Annotated in this window: 36 protein-coding genes and 1 riboswitch; of the genes, 15 read left to right on the plus strand and 21 right to left on the minus strand. The window is 67.4% G+C overall.

Annotated elements, in window-relative coordinates; all coding sequences use genetic code 11:
- The first annotated feature begins 43 nt into the window (after positions 1–43).
- Positions 44–1,060, plus strand: coding sequence for a GlxA family transcriptional regulator (locus tag BMW85_RS12475; protein WP_091080827.1), 1,017 nt, complete (start codon positions 44–46; stop codon positions 1,058–1,060).
- On the opposite strand, the gene BMW85_RS12480 is transcribed toward BMW85_RS12475, so the two are convergent.
- The gene (locus BMW85_RS12480; protein WP_091080830.1) at positions 990–1,646 is read right to left on the minus strand and encodes a GNAT family N-acetyltransferase; all 657 of its coding nucleotides are present in this window, start codon (positions 1,644–1,646) and stop codon (positions 990–992) included. The genes BMW85_RS12475 and BMW85_RS12480 overlap by 71 nt on opposite strands.
- Positions 1,647–1,653: 7 nt before the next feature.
- A riboswitch (SAM riboswitch) is annotated at positions 1,654–1,745 on the minus strand.
- Positions 1,746–1,781: 36 nt separating this feature from the next.
- A complete protein-coding gene (locus BMW85_RS12485; RefSeq protein ID WP_091080832.1) occupies positions 1,782–2,441 on the minus strand; it encodes a TetR/AcrR family transcriptional regulator in 660 nt (219 codons plus the stop codon).
- Positions 2,442–2,518: 77 nt separating this feature from the next.
- On the opposite strand from BMW85_RS12485, the gene BMW85_RS12490 reads away from it, so the two are divergent.
- Positions 2,519–2,992, plus strand: a complete 474-nt coding sequence (locus tag BMW85_RS12490; protein ID WP_245774753.1) for an anthrone oxygenase family protein — start codon at positions 2,519–2,521, stop codon at positions 2,990–2,992.
- A gap of 7 nt (positions 2,993–2,999) precedes the next feature.
- Here BMW85_RS12490 and BMW85_RS12495 read toward each other — a convergent pair whose 3' ends face one another.
- The 5 genes from BMW85_RS12495 to BMW85_RS12515 all read right to left on the minus strand — a co-directional run bounded on the left by BMW85_RS12495 (position 3,000) and on the right by BMW85_RS12515 (position 6,862).
- Complete coding sequence (locus tag BMW85_RS12495) at positions 3,000–3,839, minus strand: CU044_5270 family protein (RefSeq protein WP_091080837.1); 840 nt, start codon at positions 3,837–3,839, stop codon at positions 3,000–3,002.
- Positions 3,832–4,404, minus strand: coding sequence for an RNA polymerase sigma factor (locus BMW85_RS12500; RefSeq protein WP_091080840.1), 573 nt, complete (start codon positions 4,402–4,404; stop codon positions 3,832–3,834). Before BMW85_RS12500 ends, BMW85_RS12495 begins: the two co-directional genes overlap by 8 nt.
- A 103-nt stretch (positions 4,405–4,507) precedes the next feature.
- Entirely contained in the window at positions 4,508–5,161 is a 654-nt protein-coding gene (locus tag BMW85_RS12505) for a DUF3626 domain-containing protein (RefSeq protein WP_091080843.1), read from the minus strand.
- Entirely contained in the window at positions 5,158–5,607 is a 450-nt protein-coding gene (locus tag BMW85_RS12510; RefSeq protein ID WP_091080845.1) for a hypothetical protein, read from the minus strand. The genes BMW85_RS12505 and BMW85_RS12510 overlap by 4 nt, the downstream gene beginning before the upstream one ends.
- A 37-nt stretch (positions 5,608–5,644) precedes the next feature.
- A complete protein-coding gene (locus BMW85_RS12515) occupies positions 5,645–6,862 on the minus strand; it encodes a benzoate/H(+) symporter BenE family transporter (RefSeq protein WP_091081851.1) in 1,218 nt (405 codons plus the stop codon).
- Positions 6,863–6,974: 112 nt separating this feature from the next.
- On the opposite strand from BMW85_RS12515, the gene BMW85_RS12520 reads away from it, so the two are divergent.
- Entirely contained in the window at positions 6,975–7,517 is a 543-nt protein-coding gene (locus BMW85_RS12520; RefSeq protein WP_091080848.1) for an XRE family transcriptional regulator, read from the plus strand.
- Positions 7,518–7,545: 28 nt separating this feature from the next.
- Here BMW85_RS12520 and BMW85_RS12525 read toward each other — a convergent pair whose 3' ends face one another.
- Entirely contained in the window at positions 7,546–8,976 is a 1,431-nt protein-coding gene (locus BMW85_RS12525) for a CLIPPER-2 domain-containing protein (protein ID WP_091080850.1), read from the minus strand.
- Between the two features lie 288 nt (positions 8,977–9,264).
- The gene (locus BMW85_RS12530) at positions 9,265–10,767 is read right to left on the minus strand and encodes an Ig-like domain-containing protein (RefSeq protein WP_143082244.1); all 1,503 of its coding nucleotides are present in this window, start codon (positions 10,765–10,767) and stop codon (positions 9,265–9,267) included.
- Positions 10,768–10,939: 172 nt separating this feature from the next.
- On the opposite strand from BMW85_RS12530, the gene BMW85_RS12535 reads away from it, so the two are divergent.
- Positions 10,940–11,251 (plus strand): hypothetical protein, encoded by a 312-nt coding sequence (locus BMW85_RS12535; RefSeq protein ID WP_091080854.1) that lies wholly within the window; start codon positions 10,940–10,942, stop codon positions 11,249–11,251.
- Positions 11,252–11,389: 138 nt separating this feature from the next.
- Positions 11,390–11,818: a hypothetical protein gene (locus BMW85_RS12540; protein ID WP_091080857.1), complete on the plus strand. Its 429-nt coding sequence runs from the start codon at positions 11,390–11,392 to the stop codon at positions 11,816–11,818.
- 98 nt (positions 11,819–11,916) lie between these two features.
- On the opposite strand, the gene BMW85_RS12545 is transcribed toward BMW85_RS12540, so the two are convergent.
- A complete protein-coding gene (locus BMW85_RS12545; protein WP_091080860.1) occupies positions 11,917–12,267 on the minus strand; it encodes a hypothetical protein in 351 nt (116 codons plus the stop codon).
- Between the two features lie 141 nt (positions 12,268–12,408).
- On the opposite strand from BMW85_RS12545, the gene BMW85_RS12550 reads away from it, so the two are divergent.
- Positions 12,409–12,888 (plus strand): HIT family protein, encoded by a 480-nt coding sequence (locus tag BMW85_RS12550; protein ID WP_245774754.1) that lies wholly within the window; start codon positions 12,409–12,411, stop codon positions 12,886–12,888.
- Positions 12,889–12,908: 20 nt separating this feature from the next.
- On the opposite strand, the gene BMW85_RS50330 is transcribed toward BMW85_RS12550, so the two are convergent.
- Positions 12,909–13,166 (minus strand): VOC family protein, encoded by a 258-nt coding sequence (locus tag BMW85_RS50330; protein ID WP_218155754.1) that lies wholly within the window; start codon positions 13,164–13,166, stop codon positions 12,909–12,911.
- Positions 13,160–13,315 (minus strand): hypothetical protein, encoded by a 156-nt coding sequence (locus BMW85_RS50335; RefSeq protein ID WP_218155755.1) that lies wholly within the window; start codon positions 13,313–13,315, stop codon positions 13,160–13,162. Before BMW85_RS50335 ends, BMW85_RS50330 begins: the two co-directional genes overlap by 7 nt.
- Positions 13,316–13,370: 55 nt before the next feature.
- Here BMW85_RS50335 and BMW85_RS12560 point away from each other — a divergent pair, with 55 nt between their 5' ends.
- Positions 13,371–13,817: a MarR family winged helix-turn-helix transcriptional regulator gene (locus BMW85_RS12560; protein WP_218155756.1), complete on the plus strand. Its 447-nt coding sequence runs from the start codon at positions 13,371–13,373 to the stop codon at positions 13,815–13,817.
- Positions 13,818–13,861: 44 nt separating this feature from the next.
- Here the strand turns inward: BMW85_RS12560 and BMW85_RS12565 are convergent, their stop codons facing one another.
- The gene (locus tag BMW85_RS12565; RefSeq protein WP_091080863.1) at positions 13,862–14,167 is read right to left on the minus strand and encodes a hypothetical protein; all 306 of its coding nucleotides are present in this window, start codon (positions 14,165–14,167) and stop codon (positions 13,862–13,864) included.
- 393 nt (positions 14,168–14,560) lie between these two features.
- Here BMW85_RS12565 and BMW85_RS50340 point away from each other — a divergent pair, with 393 nt between their 5' ends.
- Together BMW85_RS50340 and BMW85_RS52525 are read left to right on the plus strand one after the other, a co-directional pair.
- Positions 14,561–14,899, plus strand: coding sequence for a hypothetical protein (locus BMW85_RS50340; protein WP_218155757.1), 339 nt, complete (start codon positions 14,561–14,563; stop codon positions 14,897–14,899).
- The gene (locus BMW85_RS52525; protein ID WP_218155795.1) at positions 14,899–15,072 is read left to right on the plus strand and encodes a hypothetical protein; all 174 of its coding nucleotides are present in this window, start codon (positions 14,899–14,901) and stop codon (positions 15,070–15,072) included. The genes BMW85_RS50340 and BMW85_RS52525 overlap by 1 nt, the downstream gene beginning before the upstream one ends.
- A 110-nt stretch (positions 15,073–15,182) precedes the next feature.
- On the opposite strand, the gene BMW85_RS12575 is transcribed toward BMW85_RS52525, so the two are convergent.
- From BMW85_RS12575 to BMW85_RS12595, 5 genes are all read right to left on the minus strand, one after another.
- The gene (locus BMW85_RS12575; protein ID WP_091080864.1) at positions 15,183–15,581 is read right to left on the minus strand and encodes a DMT family transporter; all 399 of its coding nucleotides are present in this window, start codon (positions 15,579–15,581) and stop codon (positions 15,183–15,185) included.
- A gap of 40 nt (positions 15,582–15,621) precedes the next feature.
- The gene (locus BMW85_RS12580) at positions 15,622–15,942 is read right to left on the minus strand and encodes a DMT family transporter (RefSeq protein ID WP_091080867.1); all 321 of its coding nucleotides are present in this window, start codon (positions 15,940–15,942) and stop codon (positions 15,622–15,624) included.
- Positions 15,939–16,463, minus strand: coding sequence for a nucleoside deaminase (locus tag BMW85_RS12585; protein WP_218155758.1), 525 nt, complete (start codon positions 16,461–16,463; stop codon positions 15,939–15,941). The genes BMW85_RS12580 and BMW85_RS12585 overlap by 4 nt, the downstream gene beginning before the upstream one ends.
- Before the next feature lie 2 nt (positions 16,464–16,465).
- A complete protein-coding gene (locus BMW85_RS12590) occupies positions 16,466–17,101 on the minus strand; it encodes a DsbA family oxidoreductase (protein WP_218155759.1) in 636 nt (211 codons plus the stop codon).
- A gap of 79 nt (positions 17,102–17,180) precedes the next feature.
- On the minus strand, positions 17,181–17,615 hold the full coding sequence (locus BMW85_RS12595) for a MarR family winged helix-turn-helix transcriptional regulator (RefSeq protein ID WP_218155760.1): 435 nt from the start codon (positions 17,613–17,615) through the stop codon (positions 17,181–17,183).
- Positions 17,616–18,390: 775 nt separating this feature from the next.
- Between BMW85_RS12595 and BMW85_RS12600 the strand changes: the two genes are divergently transcribed.
- Positions 18,391–19,170 carry a DUF8453 domain-containing protein gene (locus tag BMW85_RS12600; protein ID WP_091080874.1) on the plus strand — a complete coding sequence of 260 codons (780 nt, stop codon included), beginning with the start codon at positions 18,391–18,393 and terminating at the stop codon, positions 19,168–19,170.
- 265 nt (positions 19,171–19,435) lie between these two features.
- Here BMW85_RS12600 and BMW85_RS12605 read toward each other — a convergent pair whose 3' ends face one another.
- The 3 genes from BMW85_RS12605 to BMW85_RS12610 form a co-directional block, all read right to left on the minus strand.
- Positions 19,436–19,942 (minus strand): restriction endonuclease, encoded by a 507-nt coding sequence (locus tag BMW85_RS12605; RefSeq protein ID WP_177240647.1) that lies wholly within the window; start codon positions 19,940–19,942, stop codon positions 19,436–19,438.
- A gap of 37 nt (positions 19,943–19,979) precedes the next feature.
- On the minus strand, positions 19,980–20,915 hold the full coding sequence (locus BMW85_RS48350) for a PDDEXK family nuclease (RefSeq protein WP_143082245.1): 936 nt from the start codon (positions 20,913–20,915) through the stop codon (positions 19,980–19,982).
- Between the two features lie 521 nt (positions 20,916–21,436).
- Complete coding sequence (locus BMW85_RS12610; protein WP_177240648.1) at positions 21,437–21,865, minus strand: ATP-binding protein; 429 nt, start codon at positions 21,863–21,865, stop codon at positions 21,437–21,439.
- A 173-nt stretch (positions 21,866–22,038) separates the two neighbouring features.
- Between BMW85_RS12610 and BMW85_RS12615 the strand changes: the two genes are divergently transcribed.
- The 5 genes from BMW85_RS12615 (at position 22,039) to BMW85_RS12635 (ending at position 26,187) form a co-directional block, all read left to right on the plus strand.
- Positions 22,039–22,347: a putative quinol monooxygenase gene (locus tag BMW85_RS12615; protein ID WP_020547016.1), complete on the plus strand. Its 309-nt coding sequence runs from the start codon at positions 22,039–22,041 to the stop codon at positions 22,345–22,347.
- 2 nt (positions 22,348–22,349) lie between these two features.
- Positions 22,350–23,546 (plus strand): helix-turn-helix domain-containing protein, encoded by a 1,197-nt coding sequence (locus BMW85_RS12620; RefSeq protein WP_245774811.1) that lies wholly within the window; start codon positions 22,350–22,352, stop codon positions 23,544–23,546.
- Positions 23,547–23,869: 323 nt separating this feature from the next.
- Positions 23,870–24,199, plus strand: a complete 330-nt coding sequence (locus BMW85_RS12625; RefSeq protein WP_177240649.1) for an SCO3933 family regulatory protein — start codon at positions 23,870–23,872, stop codon at positions 24,197–24,199.
- Positions 24,192–25,526: an FtsK/SpoIIIE domain-containing protein gene (locus BMW85_RS12630; protein ID WP_091080883.1), complete on the plus strand. Its 1,335-nt coding sequence runs from the start codon at positions 24,192–24,194 to the stop codon at positions 25,524–25,526. Before BMW85_RS12625 ends, BMW85_RS12630 begins: the two co-directional genes overlap by 8 nt.
- Before the next feature lie 25 nt (positions 25,527–25,551).
- Complete coding sequence (locus tag BMW85_RS12635) at positions 25,552–26,187, plus strand: DUF2637 domain-containing protein (protein ID WP_091080885.1); 636 nt, start codon at positions 25,552–25,554, stop codon at positions 26,185–26,187.
- Positions 26,188–26,189 lie beyond the last annotated feature (2 nt).

Consider the following 26,189-nt stretch of genomic DNA (forward strand, 5'->3'; position numbering starts at 1 on the left):
CTGGCCCACCGGACCCGCACGGCGTGAGTGCTAGGAATAGCACATGGCGCAAGAATCCTCGCACAACGCCCGAGCCGGGGGCGCGCACCGGGTCGTCGTGATCGTGGACGAGAACTCCAACCCGTTCGAGCTGGGCTGCGCGACCGAGGTCTTCGGCCTGCGCCGGCCTGAGCTCGGCCGCGACCTGTACGACTTCCGCCTGTGCTCCCCCGAGCCGCGCACCCCGATGAGGGACGGGTTCTTCACCCTCACGGGCGTCGCTGGCCTGGAGGCGGCCGAATCGGCGGACACCCTGATCGTCCCGAACCGTCCCGACGTCGAGGTGCCCAGAAGAGCCGCCGTGCTCGACGCCATCCGCCGGGCCCACGTGCGCGGCGCCCGCCTGGTCGGCTTCTGCAGCGGCGCCTTCACCCTGGCCGAGGCCGGGGTGCTCGATGGGCGCCGGGCCACCGCGCACTGGCAGTGGGCGGACTCCTTCCGGGCCCGCTTCCCTTCGGTCCGGCTCGAGACGGACGTGCTGTTCGTGGACGACGGCGACATCCTCACCGCCGCGGGGAGCTCGGCCGCGCTCGACCTCGGCCTGCACCTCGTCCGCCGGGACCACGGCGCGGAGGTCGCCAACTCGGTGAGCCGCCGGCTGGTCTTCGCCGCCCATCGCGACGGCGGGCAACGGCAGTTCGTGGAGCGGCCCGTGCCCGAGGTGCCCGACGAATCGCTGGCGCCCGTACTCGCCTGGGCCCAGGAGCATTTGGACGCCCCGCTCACGGTGTCCGACCTGGCGGCGCGCGCCTCGGTCAGCGCGGCCACCCTGCACCGCCGCTTCCAGGCGCAACTGGGCACCACCCCGCTGGCGTGGCTGACGGGCGAACGCCTCGCCCTGGCGTGCCGGCTGATCGAACGGGGCGAGTCCCGCTTCGAGACGGTCGCCCGGCACACCGGCCTCGGCACCGCCGCCAACCTGCGCGCGCTGATGCGCCGCAGGATCGGCCTCACCCCCCTGCAGTACCGCCACCGCTTCGGCCCGGGCCAGGCATCGACGCCGAGGCCAGCCGGGTCGTGAGGACCTGCCGGACAGCCGGCCATTCGCCCGAGACCACCGCGAACATCGCCGAGTCCCGCAACATCCCCTCCTCGCCGGGCGCCCAGGACATCGACCAGTTGCGAAGGACACCCTCGAAGCCGATGCCGAGCCGCTCCAGCGCACGCCGGCACCGGTGGTTGCGGGCGTCGGTCTTCAGATCGACCCGCGCGACGCCGATGCTCTCGAACGCATGCCCCAGCAGCAGCAGCTTCGCCTCGGCGTTGATCCCGGTGCCCTGCGCCGACGCCGCGAGCCAGGTGAAGCCGATCTCGATCGCCCGCAGGGAGCCCGGCCGATCCGGCCAGGGCCGCGGATCCCAGAACGCGGTGCACCCCACGGCTTTCCCGTCACGTACGCGGATCTGCGCGAACGGCGTCAGCCCGCCCCTGGCCAGCTGCGCCGCGACATATCCCCGCATCCCTCGCCCATCCGGAACCAGCGTGAACCCGTAGGACGCCCTGTCCTCCTCGGCGGCCTCCGCCAGGTCCGCCACGTGGTCCGTCGTCAACGGCTCCAGCCGTACCAGGGAGCCGGCGAGCACGGGAACGTCGAGCCGGATGCTCATCAGACCTTCCTCATCGTTCCTGGCGTTGGCACCTTGCCCGAGCTGGGCAGGTTGCCGGACCGTCACAGGGCCAGGCCCCTCGGATCCTCTGGATGATCGTCGAAGATCGATCCTCCCCAATGACCGCCGGCGGCGTCAACCCTGGAGGAGGGTGGCCGCGAGGATCCCGGCGAGCCATTCCTCGTACTCGGCCTCGGTCCATGCGCAGACCTCGGTCAGCTTCTCGAAGTTCTCCGTCGAGGTGAGGACGTAGATCTGCTCGGCCGCCCTGGCCGGAGTGAGGCCCGGCCGCAGGGCCCCGAGCGCGTGCAGGTGGTGGGCCGGGCCGTGGCTGCCCTTCAGCCGCTCGCGTTCGATGTCGGCCAGGACCTCCTGGAGCCCCGCGTCGGCCGGGGAGGCGGCGGCGGCCGAGCGCAGGACGCGGTGCACGGGCTGGACGCGCCGCAGGATCCCGGTGGCCATGGCGGCGTACCGGGCCAGCTTGCGTAGGGGATCGGGTTCGTCGATGATCGCCTGCACCTCGGGGCGGTCGCTCTGCGGCAGGGGCCGGGCGTCGCCGGCCAGCGTGATGTCGTAGACGAGCTTGGCGAGGGCGGGCTTGCCGCCCGGGCAGGACGTGTACAGCGTCTGGAGCGCCACCCCCGCCTCCCGGGCGACCTCGGCCATGGTCGTGTCCGCGTAGCCCTTCCTGATCATCAGCTCCCGCGCCGCGCCCGCGATCCTCTGCCGCGTGGCCTCGGCCTGCCCCTGCCGTAGAGCGCTGGAGTAGGGGCGGCGCTTCTTCTGCTCAGTCATCGCCAGCCATGATTCCAGAACCATATTGACTAGAAGCTCTTCTAATGAAAGCGTCTGATTCTAGTCGAATTTTGGAGATGCCGGTGTCTGTGGTGCTGACCGCGTCCAGGACGCTCGCGCTGCTGCTGATCGGCCTGTACGCGGGCGGCGTCGTCTTCGTCGTGCTCGCCCCGTCCGTGGCCCGCCTGCCGGGACCTGCGTACGTCAGGTACTGGCAGGCGCTCAACGTCGACTACGGCAGGGCCATGCCGCCGCTGCTGCTGGTCGGCATCGCGGCGCTGGTCGTCGCCGCGGCCCTGTCGTGGCGACGCGGATGGTTCGCCTTCGGCCTCACCGCGGCCGCCCTGATCCTGGTGATCCTCACCGTGGCCCTCACCCTGACGGGCCTGGAGCCCCTCAACCGGCTGGCAGACGCCTGGGACCCCGACCTGCTGCCCGCCGACTGGGAGGAGAGCCGCCGGCGGTGGCTGAGCCTGCACCTCGTACGGACCGCGCTCGCGCTCGCGGCGTTCGCCTGCCTGCTCACCGTCCAGACCTTCGACCGCACCTGAACGCGTATCAGCGCGGGAGCTCGTCCGTCCACTCGGTGGTCACCGAGATGTACGACTTGCTCAGCGCCGCGCCTCCTTCGGCGGTCAGCAGGATGTTGGCGCGCGCCACCCGGGCGGTCTCAGGATCGACGACCATTCTGATCTCCAGCTCCCCGGAGAGCGGGATCAGCAGTTCCTGCCCGCCCTCGACCGGCCCCGCGTTCCTGACCCCCGGCGTCGTGGCGAGAGCCTCGAACGCCGCCGAACGCACCTGGGCGGGCGTCGGCAGCTCCGTGATCAGGGTGATCAGCGGAGAGACGAGACCGCCTTCCCGGTCGGCGGGAAGCATGGAGCTGTCATGGCGGGGCAGCCCGGCGATGCGCTCCTTCAGCTTCTCCGGATCCGTCGGAAGCCCTTCGAGCTCCTCGAACCCGATCTCGGCGCCCATCAGTCTGAACGGTGCCGGGTCCTCGACGACGGATTCGGGCGTGGCGTACTGCTCGTTCCTGGACCAGCGGCGGCCGTCGCGGGCGGTCCAGCTCTCCTGCGCACTGGGCCCGTCCGGGACCTGCCACGTACGGGTGACGTGCCAATAGGTCCCCGTGCCCTGGGGGATGTGCTCGGCGCTGGCCGCCGCCATGAGCAGGACGTCCCTGCCCGAGACCGGCGCCGTGGCGGGCTGGAACACACTGGTGACGATCACGGCGGCGGTCACCGCGGCGGCCACCGCCATGCCCAGCACCGGCAGGCGCCGGCGAGCGCGGCCCCGCCTCATCCTGTCCTGAAGACGTTCCCTGCTGCGGGCGACCGCCTCGGCGGGCGGTTCGGGCTTGGCGAGAAGGGTCGCGACGGCGTCCAGGTCATCCACGGGCGTTCTCCTTGTCCATGAGGGCGATGATCTTGCTGCGGGCCCGGCTGAGCCGGGAGCCCACGGTGCCGACGGCGACGCCGAGCGCCTGAGCCACTTCGTCATAGCTGAGCTGGCCCAGGGCCACGAGCAGCAGCACGTCACGCTCGCCGCCGGACAGGGCGGCCAGCGCCCTGGCCAAGTGCGGCTGCATGCGCTCGGCGGCCACAGAGGTGACGACCCGGTCCTCGTGGCCTTCCACGACGGGCTCGGGCCCCAGCCTGGCCAGCGCCTTGTAGTGGCGGGTCTCCTTGCGGCGGTGCCTGGCGATCAGGTTGGTGGCGATGCCGAACAGCCAGGGCCGAAGGTCGCCGCGTTCCGGGTCGTACCGGTCGCGCCGGTCGAAGGCCAGCAGGAACGTCTCGGCGGCGAGGTCCTCGGCGATCTGCGTGTCCAGGCGGCCCGCGACGTACAGGTAGATGTCGCGGTAGTAGCGGTCGTGGACGGCGGTGAACAGGTGGGGGTCGCGCCGGTACCGGGCGACGAGCTCGGCGTCGGTCACCTGCTCGCTCGCTTCGGCGCTCACGTTCTTGTCTCCGGCATGCGGTCTGCCTTCTGGGTCTGCGGTCTCGATCACCCATCCTTCGCCGCAGGCCGGAATCGTCTTCCCGCACGCACCTGAAAAGCCGTCACCGCCGGGTCGGGTGCTGAGGCGAGCCGAAGCGCGCCAGGCAGTGCCAGACCTTCTTCAGCGCCTGGAGGTCGTAGTGCCCGGTGCGGGCGGCGTCTCCGATGATCCGCGGATCGAGCAGGCCGTCGACCGCGATCTCCGCGCCGAGCGCCACGTACTCCTGCCCCCGGTAGTCAGGGTGGCGCCGCAGCCGCTCGACCGTGAGACGGAAGCCGGCATGCCATTCCACCGGGCACGGAAGCCGGCGGGCCGCGTCCTCCACGGCCGTGCCGCGATAGCCGGGGTCGAGGACCAGGGCCTCCACGTCCCGATCGAGCCTGACCGGCCCGTGCACCTGGGCCTCGATGTAGTCGTCCAGGAGGTCCGGGTCGTCGGCCTCGGCCAGCTCGATCAGCGCCATACGGGACGCGACGCCGAACGCCGAAGGCTCGCAGAAGCTGTCCGGGTAGCAGAAGGTGGTCCGGCGAAGAGTCTCGGCCGTCAGCCTGAAGTGAGCGGATCCGAACCGTGGCGCGGCGCGGTCGCCGACCAGGCGGTCGGGGTGGAAGTTGAGCGTCACCCGTAACCGGGGTTCGAGCGGGTCCCCTGACGACAGGGCTTCGACATGGCGAAGGGCTCGCTCCTGCGCCGATGTGACCGGGTCCACGCTCATCGGCGCCGCCTGCCTTTCACGGGGGCGGTCCGCGGATCGTAACCGGACCATCGCCACAAGACGATGGAGAGACCCACGAGGGTCGTGAACCCGCCGGAGGCAAGGGCCAGAAATGCCATGAACGACTCGCCGTCCGGATCGCCGAGACCGGAGGGGCGTCCGTCGACCCAGCTCATCGTGGGCAAGGCCTGAGTGGCCACGAGCACGCCGAACGCGGCGGTGATCGTACCCAGGACATAACCAGGGGTACGGCTCCACCGGCCCGTGGCGGTGAGCACGAAGCCGACCACCAGCCCGACGGAGACACCTACGAACTGGCCCATGTCCAGCGCCATCAGGGCCGCGAGCCGCGCGTGCTCGAAGCCTTCGCCGCGTTGGATCCACAGGAGCGGCACCGCGATCACACCGCTGAGCAGGCCGACCGCCAGTGAACGGAGCATCGCCACCTACAACATGATCACCGTCGATGCTCGGCCACGTCCACTACGAAGCCTGATCGGCCGGCACGCCGGCGCGTTCCGCCGGGGTTGTGGACGGCGATCGCTGTTCCACCGCTGGTCGCCGGTGCAGCAGGAGCGCGGTCAGGCCGCCCGCGACCAGGCCCCAGAACGCCGCGCCGATGCTCAGGATCGTCATCCCCGACGCGGTGACCACGAAAGTGACCACCGCGGCCTCCCGCCCCTCCGGCTCGGTCACGGCCTGGGCCAGCGACGAGCCGAGCGCCGACAGCAACGCGAGGCCGGCCACCGCGGTGACCAGCACGGGCGGGGACAGCAGCACCAGAGCCATGGCCAGGCCGGCGCCGAGGCCGAGCGCCAGCTGTCCGGCGCCGAGCGCCACCGTCGCGATCCATCGGCGGCCGGGGTCAGGGTGGGTGTCCGGGCCGGCGGTCATCGCCGCGGTGATCGCGGCCAGGTTGACGGCATGGCCGCCGAACGGCGCCGCCGCCGCGCTCGCCAGGCCGGTCACGACGAGGAGCGGACGCAAGGGTGGCGTGTACCCGTAGGTCGCCATGACGGCCATGCCGGGGACGTTCTGCGCGGCCATGGTGACGAGAAACAGCGGGACGGCGATGCTCACCACCACGGACGGGTTCAGCGTCGGGGTGGTCAGCTCGACCGCGGGCCGCAGCGCGGCGCCGGCCAGGCCGTCGCCGGTCCCGTGCAGCGCGATCGCGATGACCGCCACCACGAGCGCGCCGGGAACGGACCACTGCCGCAGGTACCGCTGCAACACCGCCCAGGTCAGGACGACGGGCACGGCCAGCAGCGGGATGTCGACGACGGCACGGACCGGTGCGGTGCACAGGCTGAGGATGACGCCCGCCAGCATGGCGCCGGCGATCGGACGCGGGATGGCGGCGATCGCCCGGGCCGGCCAGGGCGAAAGGCCGGCCAGGACGATGAGCGCGGCGCAGACGATGAACGCGCCGACCGCGGCCGGGAAACCGCCGGGCACGGGGCCGGTCGCCACCAGCAGCGCCGCGCCGGGGGTCGACCAGGCGATGCTGATCGGCATGCGGTGCCGCAGCCCGAGGAAGATCGCCGCCACCCCGACGCCGCAGCAGAGGGCGAGCAAGCCGGAAGCGGCCTGCCCCGGCGTCGCCCCGACGGCCCGCAGCCCGGCGAGCACGACGGTGAACGAACTCGCGTAGCCGACCACCGCACTGACCAGCCCCGCCATGACGGCCTGCAGCCGCATGCCCACCCCTCGATCCGTCCAGCGGCCCCGACGATCGTTCCGTTTACGGAACGAACCATAACCAGGTGGCCACCGCGGGACAAGCCCGGCGGAGGAATGCAAGGATTGCCGGGTGCACGGCCGTGAGACGGATATCGGGAGCCGGCTGCGGCGACTGCGGGAGGCCCGTGGCATCTCCCTGTCAGCGCTGGCCCGCAGCGCCGGCATCGGCAAGGCCACCCTGTCCGGCCTGGAACTGGGCACCCGCAACCCGACGCTGGAGACGCTCTACGCGGTGGCGGGAGCCTTGGGCGTGCCGTTGACGGCCCTGGTCCTGGAGCCCGGCGCGCCGCCCGCGGAGGCCGTCCACGTGCCCGGCGCCGCCGTGACGGCCACACTGCTGGAGGTCTTCGAGGAGCCGACCGCGACGTACGAGCTGCTGCGCATGCGCGTCCGCCCCGGCATCGTGCAACACTCGCCACCCCACGCCCCCGGCGTGACCGAACACGTCACGGTCTACGCGGGCGTGCTGCGCGCCGGCCCGGCCGACGCCCCTCTGGTGGCCGCGCCGGGCGAGCACATCTCCTGGCAGGCCGACGTCCCGCACATCTACAGCACTGTCGGCCCGGACGAAGCGCTGGCCACCCTGCTGATCCGTTCCCCCCGGCAGGGCTGAGCCAGCGCGTCGTCGTACGACGGCTCAGTCAGCAGCCGCCGCAACCTCCACCGCAACCGCACCCGCCGCCATGGGGCAGGCAGGGGGCCGGTAGGCGGGCACAGACGACGACTTCGTCGGTGACGGGGCCCTCGGTCTCGTTGGCGGTGGCGGTGGCGGCGTTGGTGAGCGAGCCGGGCTGGGTGACCTTGGCCAGCAAGGTGAGGGTGTGGGTGGTGCCGACATCCATCGCGCCGACGTCCCACACACCGGTGGCCGGGTCGTAGCCGCCGGCGGTGGAAGTGGCGGAGATGAAGGTCAGCCCTTCGGGGAGCTGGTCGACGACCGTGACGCCGGTGGCGTCATTGGGCCCGTCGTTGGTGACGGCCACGTGGTAGGTGACCGCCTCGCCGACGGCGGCCTTGGTACGGTCGGCGGCCTTGACGACGGCGAGCTCGACGACGCGCTTCACGGGCGTGGCGGTGGCGTTGGAGGTCGAGGTGAGGTGGTCCGGCGCGTTGCCGAGGGTGTTGTCGTAGGTGGCGCGGGCCTGGTTCTCGATCTCGCGGCCGGCTCCGGCGCGTTCGACGCGGACGCGGAACTCCACCGTGGTTCCGCCGGGCGCGTCCGCGGTCGAGGCCAGGTGGCCGCCCTGCTGGGCGGTGGCGCCGTCGCCCAGGTGGAAGACGACACGGCCGGTCTCGGCGTCGAAGTACGCCTGGTCGTCGTCGGCCGCGTCGCTCTTGCCGCCGCTGTTCGGGCCGTCGATGACGCGCAGGGATCCGGGGACGTAGCTCGTGCCCGCTGGGATGTCGTCGGTCAGGAGGAGGTTGTCGGCCGGGGCGCCGCCCTCGTTCTTGGCGTTCACCCGGTAGGTGATGACGTCACCGACCTCGACCTCGCCCTCGGGGATGGCGGTCTTGGTGAGCACGACGCAGGGGGCGGTGCCGAAGATGATGCCGTCCAGGAAGTTGCCGACTGCCGGGTTGCCTCCGGCGGCGGAGATGGACTTGAAGGCGAACCGGGTGATCGTCTGGCCGGGCGGGACGACGTACTCGCCGGTGTAGTGGCCCCAGGCGGTGTTGCCGTCGGTCATCCTCGCCTGTTCCACCGGGGCGTGCGGGGGGCCGATCTGCAGCGCCATGGTGTCGGCGCCCTGGCGGCCGCGGTGCGACAGTTTCCAGTACAGCTTGGTGCCGGGTGTGGTGGGCAGGTCCTGGTACAGCGTGGAGACCATGTTGGCGTTGAGCTCGGCGAACTGCTTGCCGTCGTCGGAGGGCACGTTCAGGAAGCCGGTGCGCCAGAGTTCGATCTGGCCGTCGGAGGCGGTGGTGCGCCAGCCGGGCACCGCGCGGGGGTCGTTGTGCGAGGCGTCGGGCCGGATCTCGAAGTCGGAGACGACGGGTGCTTCGAAGCTGCCGTTGATCAGGGCGATGCGCTGTCCGCATCCGCCGGGCGGGGGGTTTTGAGGAACGGCCATGAGGTGTCCTTCCGTCGAGGTGGCGGGGAGCCGGCCGGGGTCGCCGGCGTTCGTGGGCGCCATCTGGGGCCTGCGTGGTGAGCCGCTGCGGGTGCGGGGGCGCAGAGCGGACCAAAGACGGGCGGACCGGGATGGCTTGTCGGCGTGCACGAGCGAATGGCCTCGCGTGGTAGGCGGGCAGAGTCGAGGACGGGAGCGGCGCACCGAAGGGTGCGGTCATCCGCGGCGGCCGGCAGCGGGGGTGGCCCTCATGCGGCTCACCCCCTCTTTCGGTCTGGGCTGGGAGCCCTACGGACGGTGCGCCTTGGCGGTTTGCCTGGATGCGGCCTTGCTGGTCATGGGCAGGCAGGGCGGGGTCTGGAAGACGACGCCGTCGAGGAAGTTGCCGAAGGTCGGCCTTCCGCCTGCGGCCGAGACCGACTCGAAGGCGAAGCGGGTGACGGTCTGTCCGGCGGGGACGACGTAGGTGCCGCTGTAGTGGCCCCAGGCGGTGTTGCCGTCGGAGATGTCAGGGGAGGAGGCCCCGTTCGGGTTCTGGGGGGTGGTGGCGGCCGGGGAGCCGATGAGCACCCGCATCACGTCGGTGCCCAGGCGGCCGCGGTGATAGAGCGACCAGGTCATCACCGTGCCGGGGACGGTGGGGACGTCCTGGTAGAGCGTGGAGACCTCGTTGGCGTTCAGCTCGGCGAACTGCTGGCCGTCGGCGGCCGGGACGCCTTGGAAGCCGGTGCGCCAGAACTCCAGCTTGCGGTCGCCGGCGGTGGTGCGCCAGCCGATGGCGGGGTCGGTGGAGGCATCGGGCAGGATCTGGTAGTTGGTCACCGGCGGGGTCTCGAAGCTGCCGTTGACGAGGTTGATGGGCTTGCGGGTGCACTCGACGGTGACGGTGACCGTCGCGGTGCTGGTGCCGCAGGCGGTCTCGATGGTGTAGGTGAAGGTGTCGATGCCGGCGCGGTCCTTGTCCGGGGTGTAGATCACCTTGTCGCCGGAGATGGTCACCTTGCCGTGGGCGGGCTGGGTGACGGCGCTGATCGTCGGTGCCGTACCGGTGTCGTTGGCCAGGACGGGCACGGTGACAGGCGTGTCCTGAGTGGTGGAGGCGGTGTCGTCGGCGGCGTTGGTGGGCGAGATCGTGTTTCCGCTGACGATCTGGATGGGCGGAGCGGCGGCGTTGTTGCCGAGCTGGCCCGGGAGCGCGATGACGCTGCTGATGCCGCTCGGCCGGATGGTCATGCTGCGCCCGACGGTTCCGGGGTTGACGCGGAAGGTGATGACCGTCGGCCCGGGGTCGGTCTTGCCGCCCGGCGAACGGACGGTCAGGGTGTTGCCGGCGAGGGAGCCGTTCTGCACCTGTCCTACGACGGTGGCGTTGGCCACCAGGGACGACACGTCCCAGGTGGTGGTGTAGGAGCTGACGACCAGCGGCCACTTCGCGGTCTGGTGCCTCAGCGTGAGGGTGAACGTGCCGCCCGGCGCGATCCGCCCGCCCCAGAGGCTGGGTGAGGTGGTGACCGAGATGGTCCCGTTGCCCAGTCGCCAGCCGGCCACGTTCTTCCAGTAGTACTCGACGGGGTAGTTGGCCTGGCCGTGCTGGACGCAGGGGCCGGCGGCCCGGTGGAGGGCTTCGCGCGGCGAGGTGGCGCCGGCGGCCGTGCGGGCGTCGGCCTGCGCCGGTGAGGTGGCGGAGGGCGCGGCGAGCAGGGGGAGCAGGAGAGCGCCGGTGAGGGTTGCCGTCGCCACGGCTCTGGCCCGGAAGGCGCGGCGGTGTCGGGGACGCGATGTGGGGGTCATGGTGTCCTCACTATGAGTAGTCAATTAGTAACTATCCGTAGTTACGGGCGAGAGCGCAAGGGGTCTCACCGCGCCATCTCAAGCGCAGCCATCAAGGCCGTACGGCCACCTCTCGGCCTTCACACCCGCTTCGCCGCCGTCATGGCGGCCACCCTCGGAGGACCAAGCCCACATGACCTCTCGTGCCCTGCTCGCCCCGACGGGCGAGAACAGCAGGGTCGTGCCCGTTTCGGCGGTGCACCCGTACGAGGCGGAGGGCCAGCAGGTCCGCGCCCGCCTAAGGGAGGAGACCGGCACCGACCTCGATGTGGACGACTTCGTCGCCGACGTGTCGGACGCGGGTCTGGTGGCCGAGGTCGAGGGACGTCCCGTACCGAGCCCGCCGCCACTGCGACCGGCCTTCCCCCGGCTCCAGCCCAGGCGCGTGCGCCGGACGCCGCATCCCGCGCCGCACCTGGCCCTGTCGGTCCCGGCCGCGACATGAAGGCATGAACTGAACGTCCCGCTTGACTCGAAAATGCACGAGTTCTTGCCCGGTCTTGTCCAGGTGTAGTGATCCACGCCAGAATCAGTTCAGCCTTCAACTACTGGGTTGGAGCGTCACCGCACGGATAGGAGAGGCATGAAGCGCACCATCTCCGTTCTCGTCGCCACCGTCGCCCTCGGCGCCACGCTCACCGGCACCAGTCCCGCATCCGCATCCACCTCAGCCATCGACTGCGCAGCAGGCGGATACACCCGGGTCCTGAACAGCTACGTCCCCACCAACGTCGAGAGGCCCGCGATCGACGGCCGCAGCTACAACATCGGCGGCCCATTGGCGTACACGTACGAGATCTGCCTCGACATCCCGGACACCTCGACCTTCACGATCGAGGTACGGATCTGGAACAACGGCTCACAGAGCTCGTTCGTGGACGACCGGCCCGGGGACAAGATCTTCCGCTACTCGCTTGCCCCCAACAGCTTCTGGCAGGTCTACGGCACGCTGACCGGACCCGGCAGCACCTACCTCTACTACACCTGGCACGAGAAGCAGATCCCGGCCTGACGCGGGCCGTTACTGAATCCCACCCGCTACGTAGATGGCAAAGGCCACATCCCGCTTACGGGGATGTGGCCTTTGACCTGGAGTGGAGCCCACCGTGTTCAGTGATCGTCGAGCAGCGGGTCTGCTTCACGATTCCGTTCGCCGAGCCGGCTCTCGATCTCGGCGGCCAATACGACCATGTCTCGCCCATGTGTGTAGTACTTGATCGCATATTGGTCATCGATTACCAAGAGGACCTTCTCGAACGCCGACGTCAGCCGTGTCAGGTGAGAGCGACGCCGTGCGCTGAGCGGACCCTCAAGGACACCCGCAGCGAGGCCATAGGCGTCCGCGTCGAGCATCACCATGTCCTGGTCCTCGATATCGAGGCCACGGAAGCCCGGCGGGAACGGCATGGCCATGTGCTCGGTCATCATGTGCGAGAGTGCGGCAAGCTTCTCTGCCAACATGCAGTAAATCCTCCCAAGGCAAGGGACGACTGCGCGGGGCGAGGCCATTGCTGACCGTCCTTGATAGCACGACGATCATGTCGTGATCAGAGTTGAGAACTCTATCCAGAAAGGGCCGTGATGACTGGTCCGATCAAGCGAGTGCCGTTCGACGTGGAAAACTACAGCCGCCGTTCCCGTACGGGGCCGTGCTTCATCTGCGCGATCGTCAGCGGAGATCCCGCCCAGCCGGAGGAAATCGTCTACGACGACGGCGAGCACATCGCGTTTCTTGCCCGCTTTGCCGCGCTGCCGGGCTATGTCCTCGTAGCACCCAAAGCCCACATCGAACACGTCGTCCGAGACCTTACTGAGAACCAGTTCGTCGCGGTGATGCGGATTGTGCGCCAAGTCGCTCTGGCTCTGGAGGCGAGCGTGCCCTGCGAGCGAACGTACCTGTTGTCCTTGGGCAGCCAGCAGGGAAACGCCCACCTGCACTGGCACGTCGCGGCTCTGCCGCCTGGTGTGCCGTACGAACAGCAGCAGTACCACGCACTCATGGCAGAGAACGGGATCATCGAGCACACCCCCGAGGAAGCCGCCGCCCTGGCCACCACCATACGGAATGCCTTGGACGCATAGCTGGTGCGCGCAAATGGCCGTCAGTACGCCTGCAACTCCAGAAGATTGCCCTCCGGGTCACGCAGGTGTGCCGTACGAAGGCCGGCGCCCCACTCCGGCCGGTCCACCGGCGGTGCCACGCCCAGGCCACCCTGACGCAGGCAGAACCGGTAGCCGGCATCCACGTCCGCCACCCGGCTGACGAACATCACCACGTCCTGCGCCGCAGAGCCGTGCCCCGGCAGGTGTGCGGTGCCAGCCACCCGGGCCATGGCCTCGCGGTCGAACAGCGTCAGCACACCCTGCCCGCCGACGTCCCAGTGAGCGTACGGACGGCTTCGGTGCCCTTCATCCGCTCGGCGCCGATCAGCTCGGGGAGCACGGCGTCATAGAAGCGAAAGGCGGCAGCGAAGTCACCGGCCAGCAAACGAGGGTGGAACCCGTCCATTCCCGCTCCAATCGTAGGTCCACACCAATGATAGGTGTGAACCTACAATAACTTGGTGACCAAGACACCACCCCGCCTGGCGGCGCTGACCCCCTACCTGCTGTCCAAAACCGGCAAGGCCGTACGCGGCCGTGTCGCCTCCCGGCTCGCCCTGCGTGGAGTGCGCATGTGGCACATGGCGATCCTGGACGCCCTGGCCGACTCCGGCCCGCGCTCACAGCGGGACCTCGCCGTCACACTGGCGATCGACCCCAGCGACGTGACCAAGGTGCTGGACGAACTGGTCTCCGCCGGCCACGTCGAACGCACCCGCGACCCGCGAGACCGCCGCCGCATCCACGTCAAGCTCACCCCCGCGGGATCCGACACCCTCGCCGACCTGGCCACCGAAGTGTCAGCGGTCGAGGACGAGGTGCTGGCACCTCTGGACGCCGCGGAACGCGCCCAGCTCCACACTTTGCTGACCAGGGTCTTCCTCCACATCGAGGATGCCCGCGGATAGGGCCGGCCTCCGCCCCTGCGGAGGCCGATCTGCTGAGAACTTGATCAGTCGACGCACATCGCGTTGTGGGTGGAGTCGAAGACCCATGTGCCGCCACCTGGAGAGGAATAGATCAGCATCGCGCTGTAGGTCCCAGGGGTGCAGTCGTGGCCGACCGCGAGGACGGCCTGCCGGGCCCGCTGTTCGGCCGCCGCCAGCCCGGCGGCGTAGGTGCTGCCCGCCCCCCGAGCAGTGGCGCTGCGGGGAGTGTCATAGCCGTCGGCATGCGCGGCCACGGTCGTGGTTGCCAGGCCGAGCGCGACCACCGCTGAGACGAGGCCCAGCCGGTGGAGCCAAGTGACTTTCTGCATGCTTCTCCTTACGCGGGACGGGCAGTTGATCGATCAAAAGAGATTTAGCGCAGGTCGATATAGCGGCGATATTGACCACTTGGTCACAAAAATCTGGCGGCCGTTGTCCTCATGATGAAGCACATGGTTAAGCCCCAACGCTTTGACCTGCAGGTTGAAATCGCCGAGACATCTGAAATTACTGAATTACGCGGAACGCGGGCACGAGGAGCCTCGGTGCGCCAGGGGCACGGCGAATAGCCGCGATGAAACGACCGTGAGGGCACGACAACCAGGCTCCGAAGGTAACTCGACGAGAGACGTGAACACGTTCGCTGCCGCCCTCTCATCGTTTCCCTGCCTCTCGCCGCCTCTTGGCTCCCCGAAGCCTCGCAGTACTTCACCTATTACGACGTGAACGGCGTCGCGGTGGTGATGAGCACCGTGGAGAAGCAGGTTGACTCAGACGGTATGGAATGTGTCGGTGACGGCCCGTGGCAGCACTACTACATGGGTTCACATGAATTTGATTCTGACCTCTTGCAGAGGGCGGCCGATGTAGCCGAGTCACTGCTGGAACATGACGGCCTGAACCTGCCGGACATCTTTGCCCGCTTTCAACGGTGGGCCACTGATGAGCCCAAGGACGTCGGACTACAGACCGAAGATGTACTGACCCGCGGACTGCCCTGGGACCAGGCCGCCGCCGCCCACTACCCAGCGGCCACCGAGCCGCGGGTAATGGCGCTCTGATGCGGGCCTCGCTGTCGGCGGTGTACTTCGCCCGCGACGGACGGCAGGCCACCATGGACGCCGCTCGGCACATCGCCGCCCTCACCTACGGGGATCCGGCGGCATGGGAAGGCACCGCGATCCCAGGACAGGCCCCAGGCCAACTTTCCCGGCCCCCCGGTCTCACGGACTGAGCGGTCATGATGTCGTCGGCGCCGAACTCCGTCGCGTCCGGCCGGCCAGCGGGAACGTTCCTGGCGGGCAGCGGCCGAACGCGACCGCGAGGGAGTCGTCGTGGTGTGGTTCAGTTCGTTGCCCGGGCTCGTTCGAGTTTGGGACTGTCGGCGAGTTTGAGCCAGACGACTCCGGTGACGATCACGGCCAGCCAGAATCCCTTGAGGGGGGTGAGGGTTTCGTCGAAGAAGACCGGTCCGAGGAGCGCTGCTCCGATGGCACCGAGGCCGGCCCAGACGGCGTAGCCGATGCCGACGTCGATCCTCTTCAGGGCGACGCTGAGGAAGAACAGCGTGAACAGGAAGAAGACGATCGCGACGATCGACCAGGCAGGGTTGGTGAAGCCTTGGCTGCCGTTGACGCTGAGGGCGTAGCCAACCTCGAAGGCTCCGGCCAGGAGCAGTGCCGCCCAGGGGCCGGCCTTCTTTTCCGTGCCGGGCGGGGTGAGGGTCTGTGATGTGGTGGTCATAGGGATTCGTGTCCTTTTGCGGTGATCGGATGAGCAGGAACTAGACGGTTCCGGCGAGGTTGAGGCCGACGACTCCGGCGATCACGATGGCAATGCCGAGGAGCTTCTTCCAGGTCAGGCGCTGGGAGAGGAAGAGGGCGCCGATCATGACTATCCCGACGCCTGCCAGGGAGGTCCACAGGGCGTAGCCGACACCGACGTCGAAGGTCAGCAGGGCGAGACTGAGGAAGAAGGTGGCGATCGCGCCGCTGACCAGGGTGCCGATGGTCCACCACAGTTTCGTGAAGCCTTGCGCCTTGCCCGCCGCGATGCCGACGGCGATCTCGAAGATGACGGCGATGCCCAGGTAGAGCCAGCTCATGATGGTGTTCCTCTCGATTTGGTGGCCGGACGCGCGGGCGCGTTCCTGGCGGTGATGGTGGTGTGCAGGTAGCGGGTGAACGGCTCGTCGCCGCGCGCAACGGGCAATGGGCGCAGCAGTTCGGCCCGGTGTTCATCGGTGATGCCGAACGCTGGATAGCTGGCCCGGTAGTCGAAGCCGAAGGCGGCGACCTCATCGCGATCGACAGCGACATAGATCGCCTCGACGCCGTGGTCGATCGCGTACCGGTAGCACAGCCCGCACGGCTCCCCGGTAGCCAGCAGCGCGGTGCCGGTCAGGGTGTCGAGACCATGGGTGGTCATGGCGCCGCGCATCGCGACGACCTCGGCGTGCGCGGTCGGGTCGCCAGTCTCCTGGACCCGGTTGACTCCGAACTCCGAGATCACCTTCCCGATGGCCTCGACGACGACGCCGACGAAGGGCAGCCCACCGGCCGCGACGTGGGCGATGCAGGCCTCGACAGCCAGGTCCATGACCGCCTCCAGGTCGGCTGCGGACACGGTCATGGCCGGCTCTCCGCCCGCGGAGCGTGGTGTCCTGCCTCTTGCGCGGTGAACTGGTCGACGACCTTCTTCAACCGGGTCGCCGACGGAACCCCACGCAGGATGTGCCCCCCGATGACGATGCCGGGCACCGCGTCGATCCCGACGACGTTCACGGCATAGTCCTGGTCTCTACGCTGTCGAACCCGGCGCTCCTCGCTGTGGAGTGCCTGTTCCGCCTCGGCGCGGTCGAGGCCGACCGAGGTGGCGACGTCGATGATCACTTCGTCCTCACCGATGTTCCGGTCCTGTTGGAAGAAGGCCTTGAACATCGCCTCGGTGTAGACCTCGGCTTTGCCCCGTTCCTGGGCGAGCTGCAGCACCATGAACGGCTTCTCGGTACGGGGCTGCGGCGAGACCGAGGGCAGTGTCATCGGCACGCCGACACGCTCTGCCATCGGGTACACCGCGTCCTTCCACACCCGCGGCAAGTACTCGTCTTCCGGTCGCAAGGTGGGCACCGGGTCAGGGCGCAGCTCGAACGGGCGAATCGTCACCCTCACATCGCGCTCACGCCTGAGCTCTTCGATCGCTGGTTCGACGAGGAAGCAGAAGGGGCAGACGTAGTCAATGAACACATCAACCTGGGTGGTCAAGGCACGATCCTTTGAGACTAGATGTCTGTACATGCAGATACATTGCCGGCGAAAGACGCCGCGGTGCCGCTCCGCGGCGTCAGGGTCCGGCGAGGGCGCCCACCTCGGCGAGGGCGCCGGCGATAAGGCGTGCGTCCAGATGGGGGAAGTGGATGGCGGGCTTGCTCAGCAGCTCTTGGACGCGGTCCTCATAGGGACCGCGGACCTCCGCCAACAGCTTCTCCGCGCGCTCATCGATGACGGCGTAGACGCCCCGGCCGTCGTCGGGGCAGACGTCGCGGTGAGTGAGGCCCTTTGCCTCCAGCCGGCTGACCAGGCGGGTGGTCGAGCTGGGATTCAGGCCGACTCGCTGGGCGAGGTCGTTGACCCGCAACTCCTTGCCCGGCGCCTGGCTCAGGAAGGTCAGCGCACGGAACTCGGTCAGCCCGAGCCGGTAGGTGTGGGTGAGCCACTTGTCCAGGCTTGCGTCCACCGCGGAGGCGAACTCCGCCACTCGCGACCAGGCGACACTCACACTCCCTCTCGGGGAGCCGCTAGGTAGCTGCGTGTGCATGCAATAAAATTACCACGGGCCCATCGCAAGTCAAGCCAAGAGTCGGCGGCGCTGCCGCGCCGGTACATCGCCCGGTTCGGGGTGACCACCGAAGGCAGAATGACCCGTTCCAAGGGCGGCCGCCTCGCCCGGAGTCCGCCTGCTCCCGGCCGTGGACGGAGGTCAGGAAGCTCACGCTCACGCCCGAGCAGCTCACCACGCCGTCGGCGGGCGTGTCTGAGCCAAGGCTTTCCGGGAGCTGATGGCACGCATGGGCCACTCCAGCACCCAGGCCGCCCTCATCTACCAGCACTCCACCGACGAGAGACAACGCGAGGTGGCCCGCAAGCTCGGCGCGCTTGACAACGACCCATCGGGGTGGGCAACGGGCATGGCCCTGAAAACAGCCCTTGCAAAGATTGAAAGCCCAGGCCATTGACCCGGGCTTCCGTATGCGTGGAGCCTAGGAGATTCGAACTCCTGACTTCCTGCTTGCAAACGGGAGCCAGTCACAACGTCCAGCCGCCTTCCTCCTGGTCAAGCTGCAGGTGCCGGCTGATGGTGCCTGATCTTATGCGGCAGCGTTGCTGTACCCCGTTGCTGTACGACAGCGTACGTGGGAGACGACGGGTCAGCTCATTTGATTTCCTGTACCGCCTCAGCCCTACGCGGGCATGAGGAAGGGGGCGTCCTTGTCGTTGTACAAGACCGCTACGCTGTGCCACGACACAGTCCTCAGAGCGAGGGGCATCTGCGGATGGCGCCAGCCGACGGTCCCGACTGGACCGACATCGCCGCCTTCGTCGTGGCCGGTCTTGCTTTCGTGATCTCCATCTTGACTGCCAGATACGCCAAGCAGCAAGCAGGGGCCGCGATCGATCAAGCTGCGGATGCTCAGCGGTCGGCCGACGCAGCGCATGATCAAGCCATCTCGGCGCGAGATCAGGCCGAGACGGCTGCTCGCCAACTAGCATTGGAACAGAGAGCGCACATCGAGTCGCAGGAGCCATACGTCGTGGTCGATCTGCGACCTTCCGACTTTGTGCCGGAGGCTCTGATGCTGATCATCGAGAACGTGGGTCCCACGCTCGCGCGCAACGTACGGATCATTGCGAATCCTCCATTCCAGCGGACCCTTGACAGACCAGGAGAACCGGAGTTCGCCGAGACGCTGCTCTTCACGCAAGGCATCCCGCATCTGCCCCCCGGGAGAAGGCTGGAGGTTTTTATGGATCTTGGCTTTCGACTCTTCGCTACTGAACTTCCCCGCCAGTACGAAGTCACCGTCAAGGCGGATGGCCCTTTCGGACCGGTCGAGGACCTGAGCTATCTCATCGATCTGAATGTGTTTACGGCATCGCGCATCAATATCAAGACCGTGCACCAGGGTGTTCAGGAGCTTGAGAAGCTCCGGCACCAAGTGGAGAAGATCGCTGAAGAGCTCTCACGCCCACGCGCCATGGAGGAGGATGCCAAATATCAACGCATCCTTGAAGAGCGGCGCAGGACAATGTCCGAGGAAACCCGGGACGAGTAAGACAGACATTCGATGTGGCACGTTGCTTTTCGAGTGATTCTTTGGAAGCCACGGTGGGTGAGCACGCTTGCCGATGGCGGCACATGCGTCCGTGCGTACCGCAGACGACGTTGCTGTCGCCTCCGCCTCAGCCTTGGTCACCCAGTGGCGAGGCCCGACGAAGGAGGGCCTCGGCGTCGATCGCCCCAACCATGGTCGGCGAAGAGCGAAGTGAGCGATCGTCACGGCCTTAACCGGCATACCTACCCGACAGCATGCGGAGCTTCTAAGCAGGAAGCTCGAACGTTCCGCAGGCAACAACACCGAGAAGCCGCTGTACCAACAAGTCTGTTAGGTCATCCGAAGTCGTTAAGGCAGTTAAGTCTTTTAGTGACAGAAGTAGCAGCCTCCGCCCCCTCGCCTGAGCCATACTCGCTGTTTGATAAGCGCTTGTCAGTTCGGACGGATCTCCAGTAACGCCACTAGCGGCAACCAGTATGCCCAGCTCAATGGATCTATTTTCAAGCTTATTGATAAATGCTGAAATTGCTTTCGCGTCGACTGGATCGCTCCAGTTCTTGCATTCCACCAAGAAGAGATACGGAAAACATGCCAATCCATTATTCACTCGATCATTTGCTACGGCGACGTCGACTTCTTCGCTACGGTATGGATTCAGAATGTTGCGGCGTACCTTGAGACCTTGCACTCCTGCTAGTAGGTAGCAAAAAAGATCTTCAAGAGCTTGCCCGCGCTCTTTAGTGGTACGCGTTTTGTCCACTCCAACAGCCACGAATTGCTGTATTTTAGTTTTGGAGTAGCTAGTCATCCTACACATGTCCCGGCGAAGAAGACGCTATTCTCCCAATAACCTCAGTGAGCTCTCTGGTGCCAAGGCTTTGTATCAGTTCTTCAAGAGATACTCTCGCGACTTGTGACACTTCTTCGCGCGCAGGGAAAAGTCTTCCTTCTCGATCCCAGTATACGACTATCCCCAGCTTCGCTTGCCGCTCCCGAACGGCATGCTTAAGCTTCTCCTCCGCCTCGCGAAGACGCCCGGTGGACACATTTCCTGTTTGGACCTCAATTAGGATTATGTCTTGGGAGTCTCGCGAAGGAATGATGGCAAAATCAAATCCGCCACTTGGTCCCGGTCGCGGCTTTTTGACAAAGCTCGCGCCCGACTGTCTAAGGATTTCTTCTACAAGCTCCTCGGCAAGCCGATACATGGCGAAACCCGGTTGGGTGTGCTGGCGAAGGATCTTTAGGAGCCGATTAGCATTGATAAGTCGAAGGTCGCTGTCACGCCAGCTAAAGTCGCCTCTATGCATTTCGGGCAATGTTGCGAGGAAAGCCCACAGGTGTATCTTCAGCGTCTCTGAGTCATTTAGCTCGGAGGTAATCGCGATCAGAGATGGAAGGCTTTGAGAAACTCTGAAGGCCGGCGGCGCTATCAGCAGTGCAGGAACTCGGCGTTCAAGTAGCATCCCCACCCGCAATAGCACATCGGCGTTGGTGAATCCCGTGCCATCGGCCTGTTTAGCGCCTAGGAATTCGTCAGGGTCCAGAACGCCAATAGCTATGTCGGGTCTCACATCAGAATGCTCCGCCATACGGTCAGCCACGGAATTACTGATGACGCGCGCTTCGGTGACGCCGCTCTCATAACATATGTCGCTTAGAATATCCAGGTTGGCGTTACCTGCTCTGAGAATAACCGCGTCCATAGCGCCTGCCTGTGAGCTACCGGTCTTTGACTCAACCATGCCTAGCAGGATGAGACTTTAGAGGTCGAGGCTGCTCAGGTCCAACCATCAATGAATCATGACAGGCCGCCGCCCACTCTCGATCGGTACCATAGGGCGGTGCTGGCCGCGACCGGCCGGAGAGCCGCAGCGCGGCCAGTGACCGCCCAACGCGCGCGGGACGCCGCAGGCGGCACGTGTGCCTTGAAACCGTAGAGAAAGTTCTCATCCAGAGGCGATGCCGCGTCGATGATCTTGATCAGTCGCGCTGTTGTCCTACCGCGCTCGGCCTTGCAGTAGTGCTTGCCACACGGCCTGCCCTTCTCGGAGGCGCATGCGACGGGTCTCGCGGACCTCCTTCGCGGCGAGGTCTGTGCGGAGCAGGAAGAACTGTCCTCCTGCGGTGCAGAGTTCGTAGATGACCGGGTCGCAGTGGCAGGTCCAGGCGATGATTCGTCGTCGCTGCTCCGGACGAGCTGTGAACCAGGTCAGTCGCGCGTGGTTCGGCTGCGGCTCCGGGAGGTGGGGTGACAGGCAGTTGTTCATGTGGGCTGGCCGGCAGGGCTGAGAGGGATGAGCGCCCATACCGTGCGTCCGCCGTCGTTGCCGTGGACGCCCCAGCGTGTCGTCAGGCTTTCTACCAGGTGTAGCCCGCGGCCGTTCTGATCGGTGTTCTCGGCTTGGCATCGGTGCGGAGTTGAGGGGCCGCCTTCGTCGTGGACGGCGAGGATCAGCAGCGTGGTGCCTGCGTGGAGGGTGACGCCGAACCGGCCGCCGGCCTGGCCGCTGCGGGTGTGGCGGATGGCGTTGGTGGCCAGTTCGGATGTGACGAGTTCGGCGGTGTAGGTCTCGGGGCGGTCGCCGAGGTAGCTGTTGACGAACCGGCGGGCTTCGCTGATCTGGGCCTTGGTGCCGGGGAAGTTGCGACACCACCGGTGGATTTCTTGGCGGCTGTTCAGCGTTGGGTACATCGCCGTTTCCTTGCGTTCATGCAGGTCAACGCCCTGCGATCCGCTATCCGTACTTAAAGTACTGGTGCTATACTTCAAGTACAAGCGACTTGATGTACTTGCGCCGCACATTAAGTACTGATCGAGTGAAGACACCGAGATCCCAGACCGTGACGGCGACTCAGGAGGCGTACATGTTCGGACTCATGGTGCGATTCACCTGCAAGGACGAGGAGAGCGCCGCAGCGTTCGACGCCCTCGTCGGTGAGACAATCGAGGCGATCCGCCGGCATGAGCCGGGAACGATCGTGTACGCCTCGCACCGGGTGGACGGTCAGCCGCTCCAGCGGATCTTCTACGAGCTGTACCGGGACCGCGACGCCTTCGACGCCCACGAGCAGACCGAGCACACCAGGCGCTTCCTGGCAGCTCGCGAGGAGCTGCTGGCCTCGGTAGAGGTCGACTGGCTGGATCTGCTGAGCGGGAAGGGCACGACGTCGTGAGCATGGAGTATCAGCGGGCGCTCGGACGGCGCATCGCCCAAGAACGCAAACGGCGCGGCCTGTCACAAGCCGAGCTGGCGCGGCTGGTGGATCGGTCGGTGGCGTGGATCTCGCAGGTGGAGCGGGGCGTGCGCAAGGTCGATCGCATGTCCGTGCTGGAGAAGGTCGCCGAGACGCTGGACGTACCGCTCTCAGAGCTGGCCGCTGAGGCGCCGGTGGTGGCGGCCACGACCGAGGAGATGCCGGGGACGGCCGGGCTACGGCTGGTACTGTCCGGGGCGCACTCGTTGCAGGCCATGTTGCACGCCACGCCGGTGCCGCCGACCGATCAGCTCAAGCCGCGGGTGGATCACGCCTGGGAGCTGACGCATCAGAGCCGCTACGTCGAGCTGACGGAGCTGCTGCGTGGGCTCGTCCCGACGCTGGAGAACGCGGTACGGTCCGCGCCCGCCGAGCGCCAAGCCGAGCTGTTCGAGCTACTGGCGGTCACCTACCAGGCGTGTTCGGCGTCGCTGGCGAAACTGGGCGAGCCGGAGGCGGCGTGGATCGCAGCGGACCGGGCCATCAGCGCGGCCGAGCGAGCCGGTAACCCGTTGATGATGGCGGCCGGAGCGTTCCGGCTGGGGTTCGTGTTCCTGGGGGCGCGTCACTTCGATCAGGTGGAGGAGACGGCACGTACGGCTGCTGAGGCGCTGTGGTTCCTGACCGATCAGGGCAACGTGGAAGCGATGTCGCTGTGGGGCGGCCTGACGTTGCAGCGGGCGGTGGCGGCCTCGCGGCTCAATCAGGCCGATGTCGCCTACGAGCACCTCTCGCGAGCCCGTGAGATGGCCTCGCGGGTCGGTGAAGGACGCAACGACTACAACACCGAGTTCGGGCCGGCCAACGTGGCGCTGCATGAGGTGGCCGTAGCCGTGGAGGTCGGTGACGCCGGGCACGCGCTGCGGGTCGGGACCGCGGTGGACGCCTCGACGCTGTCGGCCGAGCGGCGGGCACGGCTCGCGGTGGATCTCGCGCGGGCGCATGCACAGCGTCGCCAGGTGGACGAGGCGGTGGCGCGGCTGCTGGAGGCGGAGGACGTGACGCCCGAGCAGATCCGTAACCATCGGGTAGTACGACAACTCGTCTCTGACCTGGTGTCGATGCAGGATCCGGCATCCTCTGAGCTGCGGGAACTGGCCGAGCGAGTGGGGGCGTAGAAAAAGTACGTGTCCACGTACTCTAAGTACTAGCGATTACTCTCAGTATCAGGTAGCGTTCGTGTTGTAGCTGGAACTCTCCGTAGTCGGAGGGTGGCAGCCCAGCACGAACGCTCTTCGCGTTTCAGGGGTGGATCAAGGAGGTCCGCTCACGGAAGGCGGAGAGAAGGCCACACATGAAAGTGGCCTGAGCGGGAGACCCGCCCAGGCCGGATGCGTTAGCACCCTAGTTGGCGCTTCGATGCTATCGCCTCCGAGCTGACGGCACGGCCTCCCTCGTCCTGAAACGCCTGATCAACAGGCTGACGAGAGGTGTATTCGCCATGCGTACCGTCCCCATCCCCGTGGACGTCAGCAAGCTCAGCATCACCTGCGTGAAGGCCCCGCGCCCTCGCGTGCTCAACCGCGACACCGGCGAGATCAAGACCGACAAGAATGGCAACACCGTCTACGAGGTCACCGTGTCCGTGGAGGACGAGTTCGGCCGGATCGAGCTCGTCAAGATCGGCATCACCGGAGAGCCGCCCATCAAGGCCGGCGACGCCGTCAACGCGGTCGGGCTGCTCGGCTACGTCTGGGAGATCGCCGGCCGGTGGGGCATCTCCTACCGCGCGACCGCCCTGCTTCCGATGCAGGAGGCCGCCGATGTCTGACCAGCTCTACACGACCCTCGGAGTCCTGGCCGCTCTCGCGGCCGGGCTCTGGGCCTGGCGTCGCTTCCACTACCCGTCCTTCTGGCTCGTCATCGGCTTCCCGATCACCGCCATCACCATCCGGGCGACCTGGCGCAAGGTCGCCCTCGGCTGCGGCCTGACCAAGAAGCGGCAGCGCTTCTGGTTCACCACCGTTCCCGGCCTGATCGCCTCGACCGGAGTTGTCCGGGTGCGGCGCAAGTGGCAGCGCATCGCCGTGGACACCAAGCCGTTCATGTGGCTGCCGCTGCCGACCCGTCACGGCTGGCGCGTCACCCTGCACACCCTGGAAGGACAGATTCCCGCCGACTACGCCGAGGTCGCCGAACGGCTCGCGCACTCCTGGGGCGTGCACGCCGTACGCGTGTCCTCCGACAAGCCCGGCCGGGTACGGCTGGCCGCCACCGTCCATGACCCCTTGGTCAAGGTCGATGAACTGCCACCGTCCACCGAGCTGCTCAAGGTCACCGTGGGCCGTCTGGAGACCGGCACACCGTGGGTGATCGACTTCCGTACCGTGCCGCACTGGCTGAACGCCGGAGCGACGCAGTCCGGGAAGTCCAACCTCGCCAACGCCCTCATCGTCGGCCTCGCCCCGCAACCGGTCGCCCTGGTCGGCTTCGATCTCAAGGGCGGCGTCGAGTTCACTCCGTACGCGCCACGGTTGTCCGCGCTGGCCACCTCCCGCGCCGAGTGTGGCGGACTGCTGGATGACCTGGTGGCGCTGATGACCGACCGGATGGGCGTGTGCCGGATGGCCGGCGCCCGCAACATCTGGCAACTCCCACCGGACATGCGGCCGGTTCCGGTCGTGGTCCTGGTGGACGAGCTGGCCGAGCTGTACCTGATGGCCGACAAGTCGGAGAAGGACGAGATCGCCAAGACCTCGACCGCACTGCTACGGGTCGCCCAGCTCGGGCGGGCGTTCGGCATCTACCTGTTCTGCTGCGGCCAGCGCATCGGCTCCGACCTTGGTCCCGGTGTGACCGCGCTCCGGGCGCAGTGCTCGGGCCGGATCTGCCACCGGGTCAACGATCCGGAGACCGCCACCATGACCCTCGGCGACCTCGACCCCGCCGCGCTCGACTCGGCTCGCACTATCGCCGCCGAGACGCCCGGCGTTGCCATCGTCGCCGGCCAGGACGGCCAGTGGTACCGCGCCCGCTCCTTCTACGTCACCGAGCACACCGCCGAGCACGCCGCCCGCACCTACGCACACCTGGCACCGCCCTGGTCCGAGGTGATGACCGCCCAACCCGTCGAGACGCCCGACCAGCAAACCGCCTGAACCGGTGCTACGAGGAGGAACTGAGATGCGCCGCATCACCGCCTGGCTCCTCGACACCGGCTCTGTCCTCGTCCTGGCGCTCATCGCGGGTGCAGGCTCGTTCACCCACATCCGCGACACAGCCAGCGAACACGGACAGACCGGATGGATGTCCTGGGCCATCGCCATCTGCATCGACCTGACCTGCGTCATGGCCGCCCGCGAACGCCAACGCGACAAGAAGACCGGCCGAACCCGGCGCGGCCCGATCTCCTGGCCCGTCCTCGTCCTGACCGGCGGCATCGTCCTGTCCCTGGCCGCCAACCTCGCCCAAGCCACTCCAACCGTCTGGGGCTGGATCACCGCCGCCACCCCCGCCGGCGCCTTCCTCGTCGCGGTCTCCATGCTCGAACGCCGCGCCATGAGCACCAGCGCCGACACACCACAGGACGTCCCGCAGACGTCCTCAGCCGTCTCCGCAGAGTCCCGTGACGTCCCGGCCCGCCACGACAGCCCGACACCAGCTCCGGCCCTCGTCGACTACGCCCGCCGCGTCGCCGACGAGCACCGCGCCAAGCACGGAGAGCACATCTCCGCAGACCTCATCCGTGCCCGCCTGGGTGTCTCCGAGCAACTCGCCACGGATCTCCTCCACGTCCTGCAACCCGCCCAAGCTCACTGAGA

It is taken from the genome of Nonomuraea wenchangensis, assembly GCF_900111685.1.
GTDB lineage: Bacteria > Actinomycetota > Actinomycetes > Streptosporangiales > Streptosporangiaceae > Nonomuraea > Nonomuraea wenchangensis.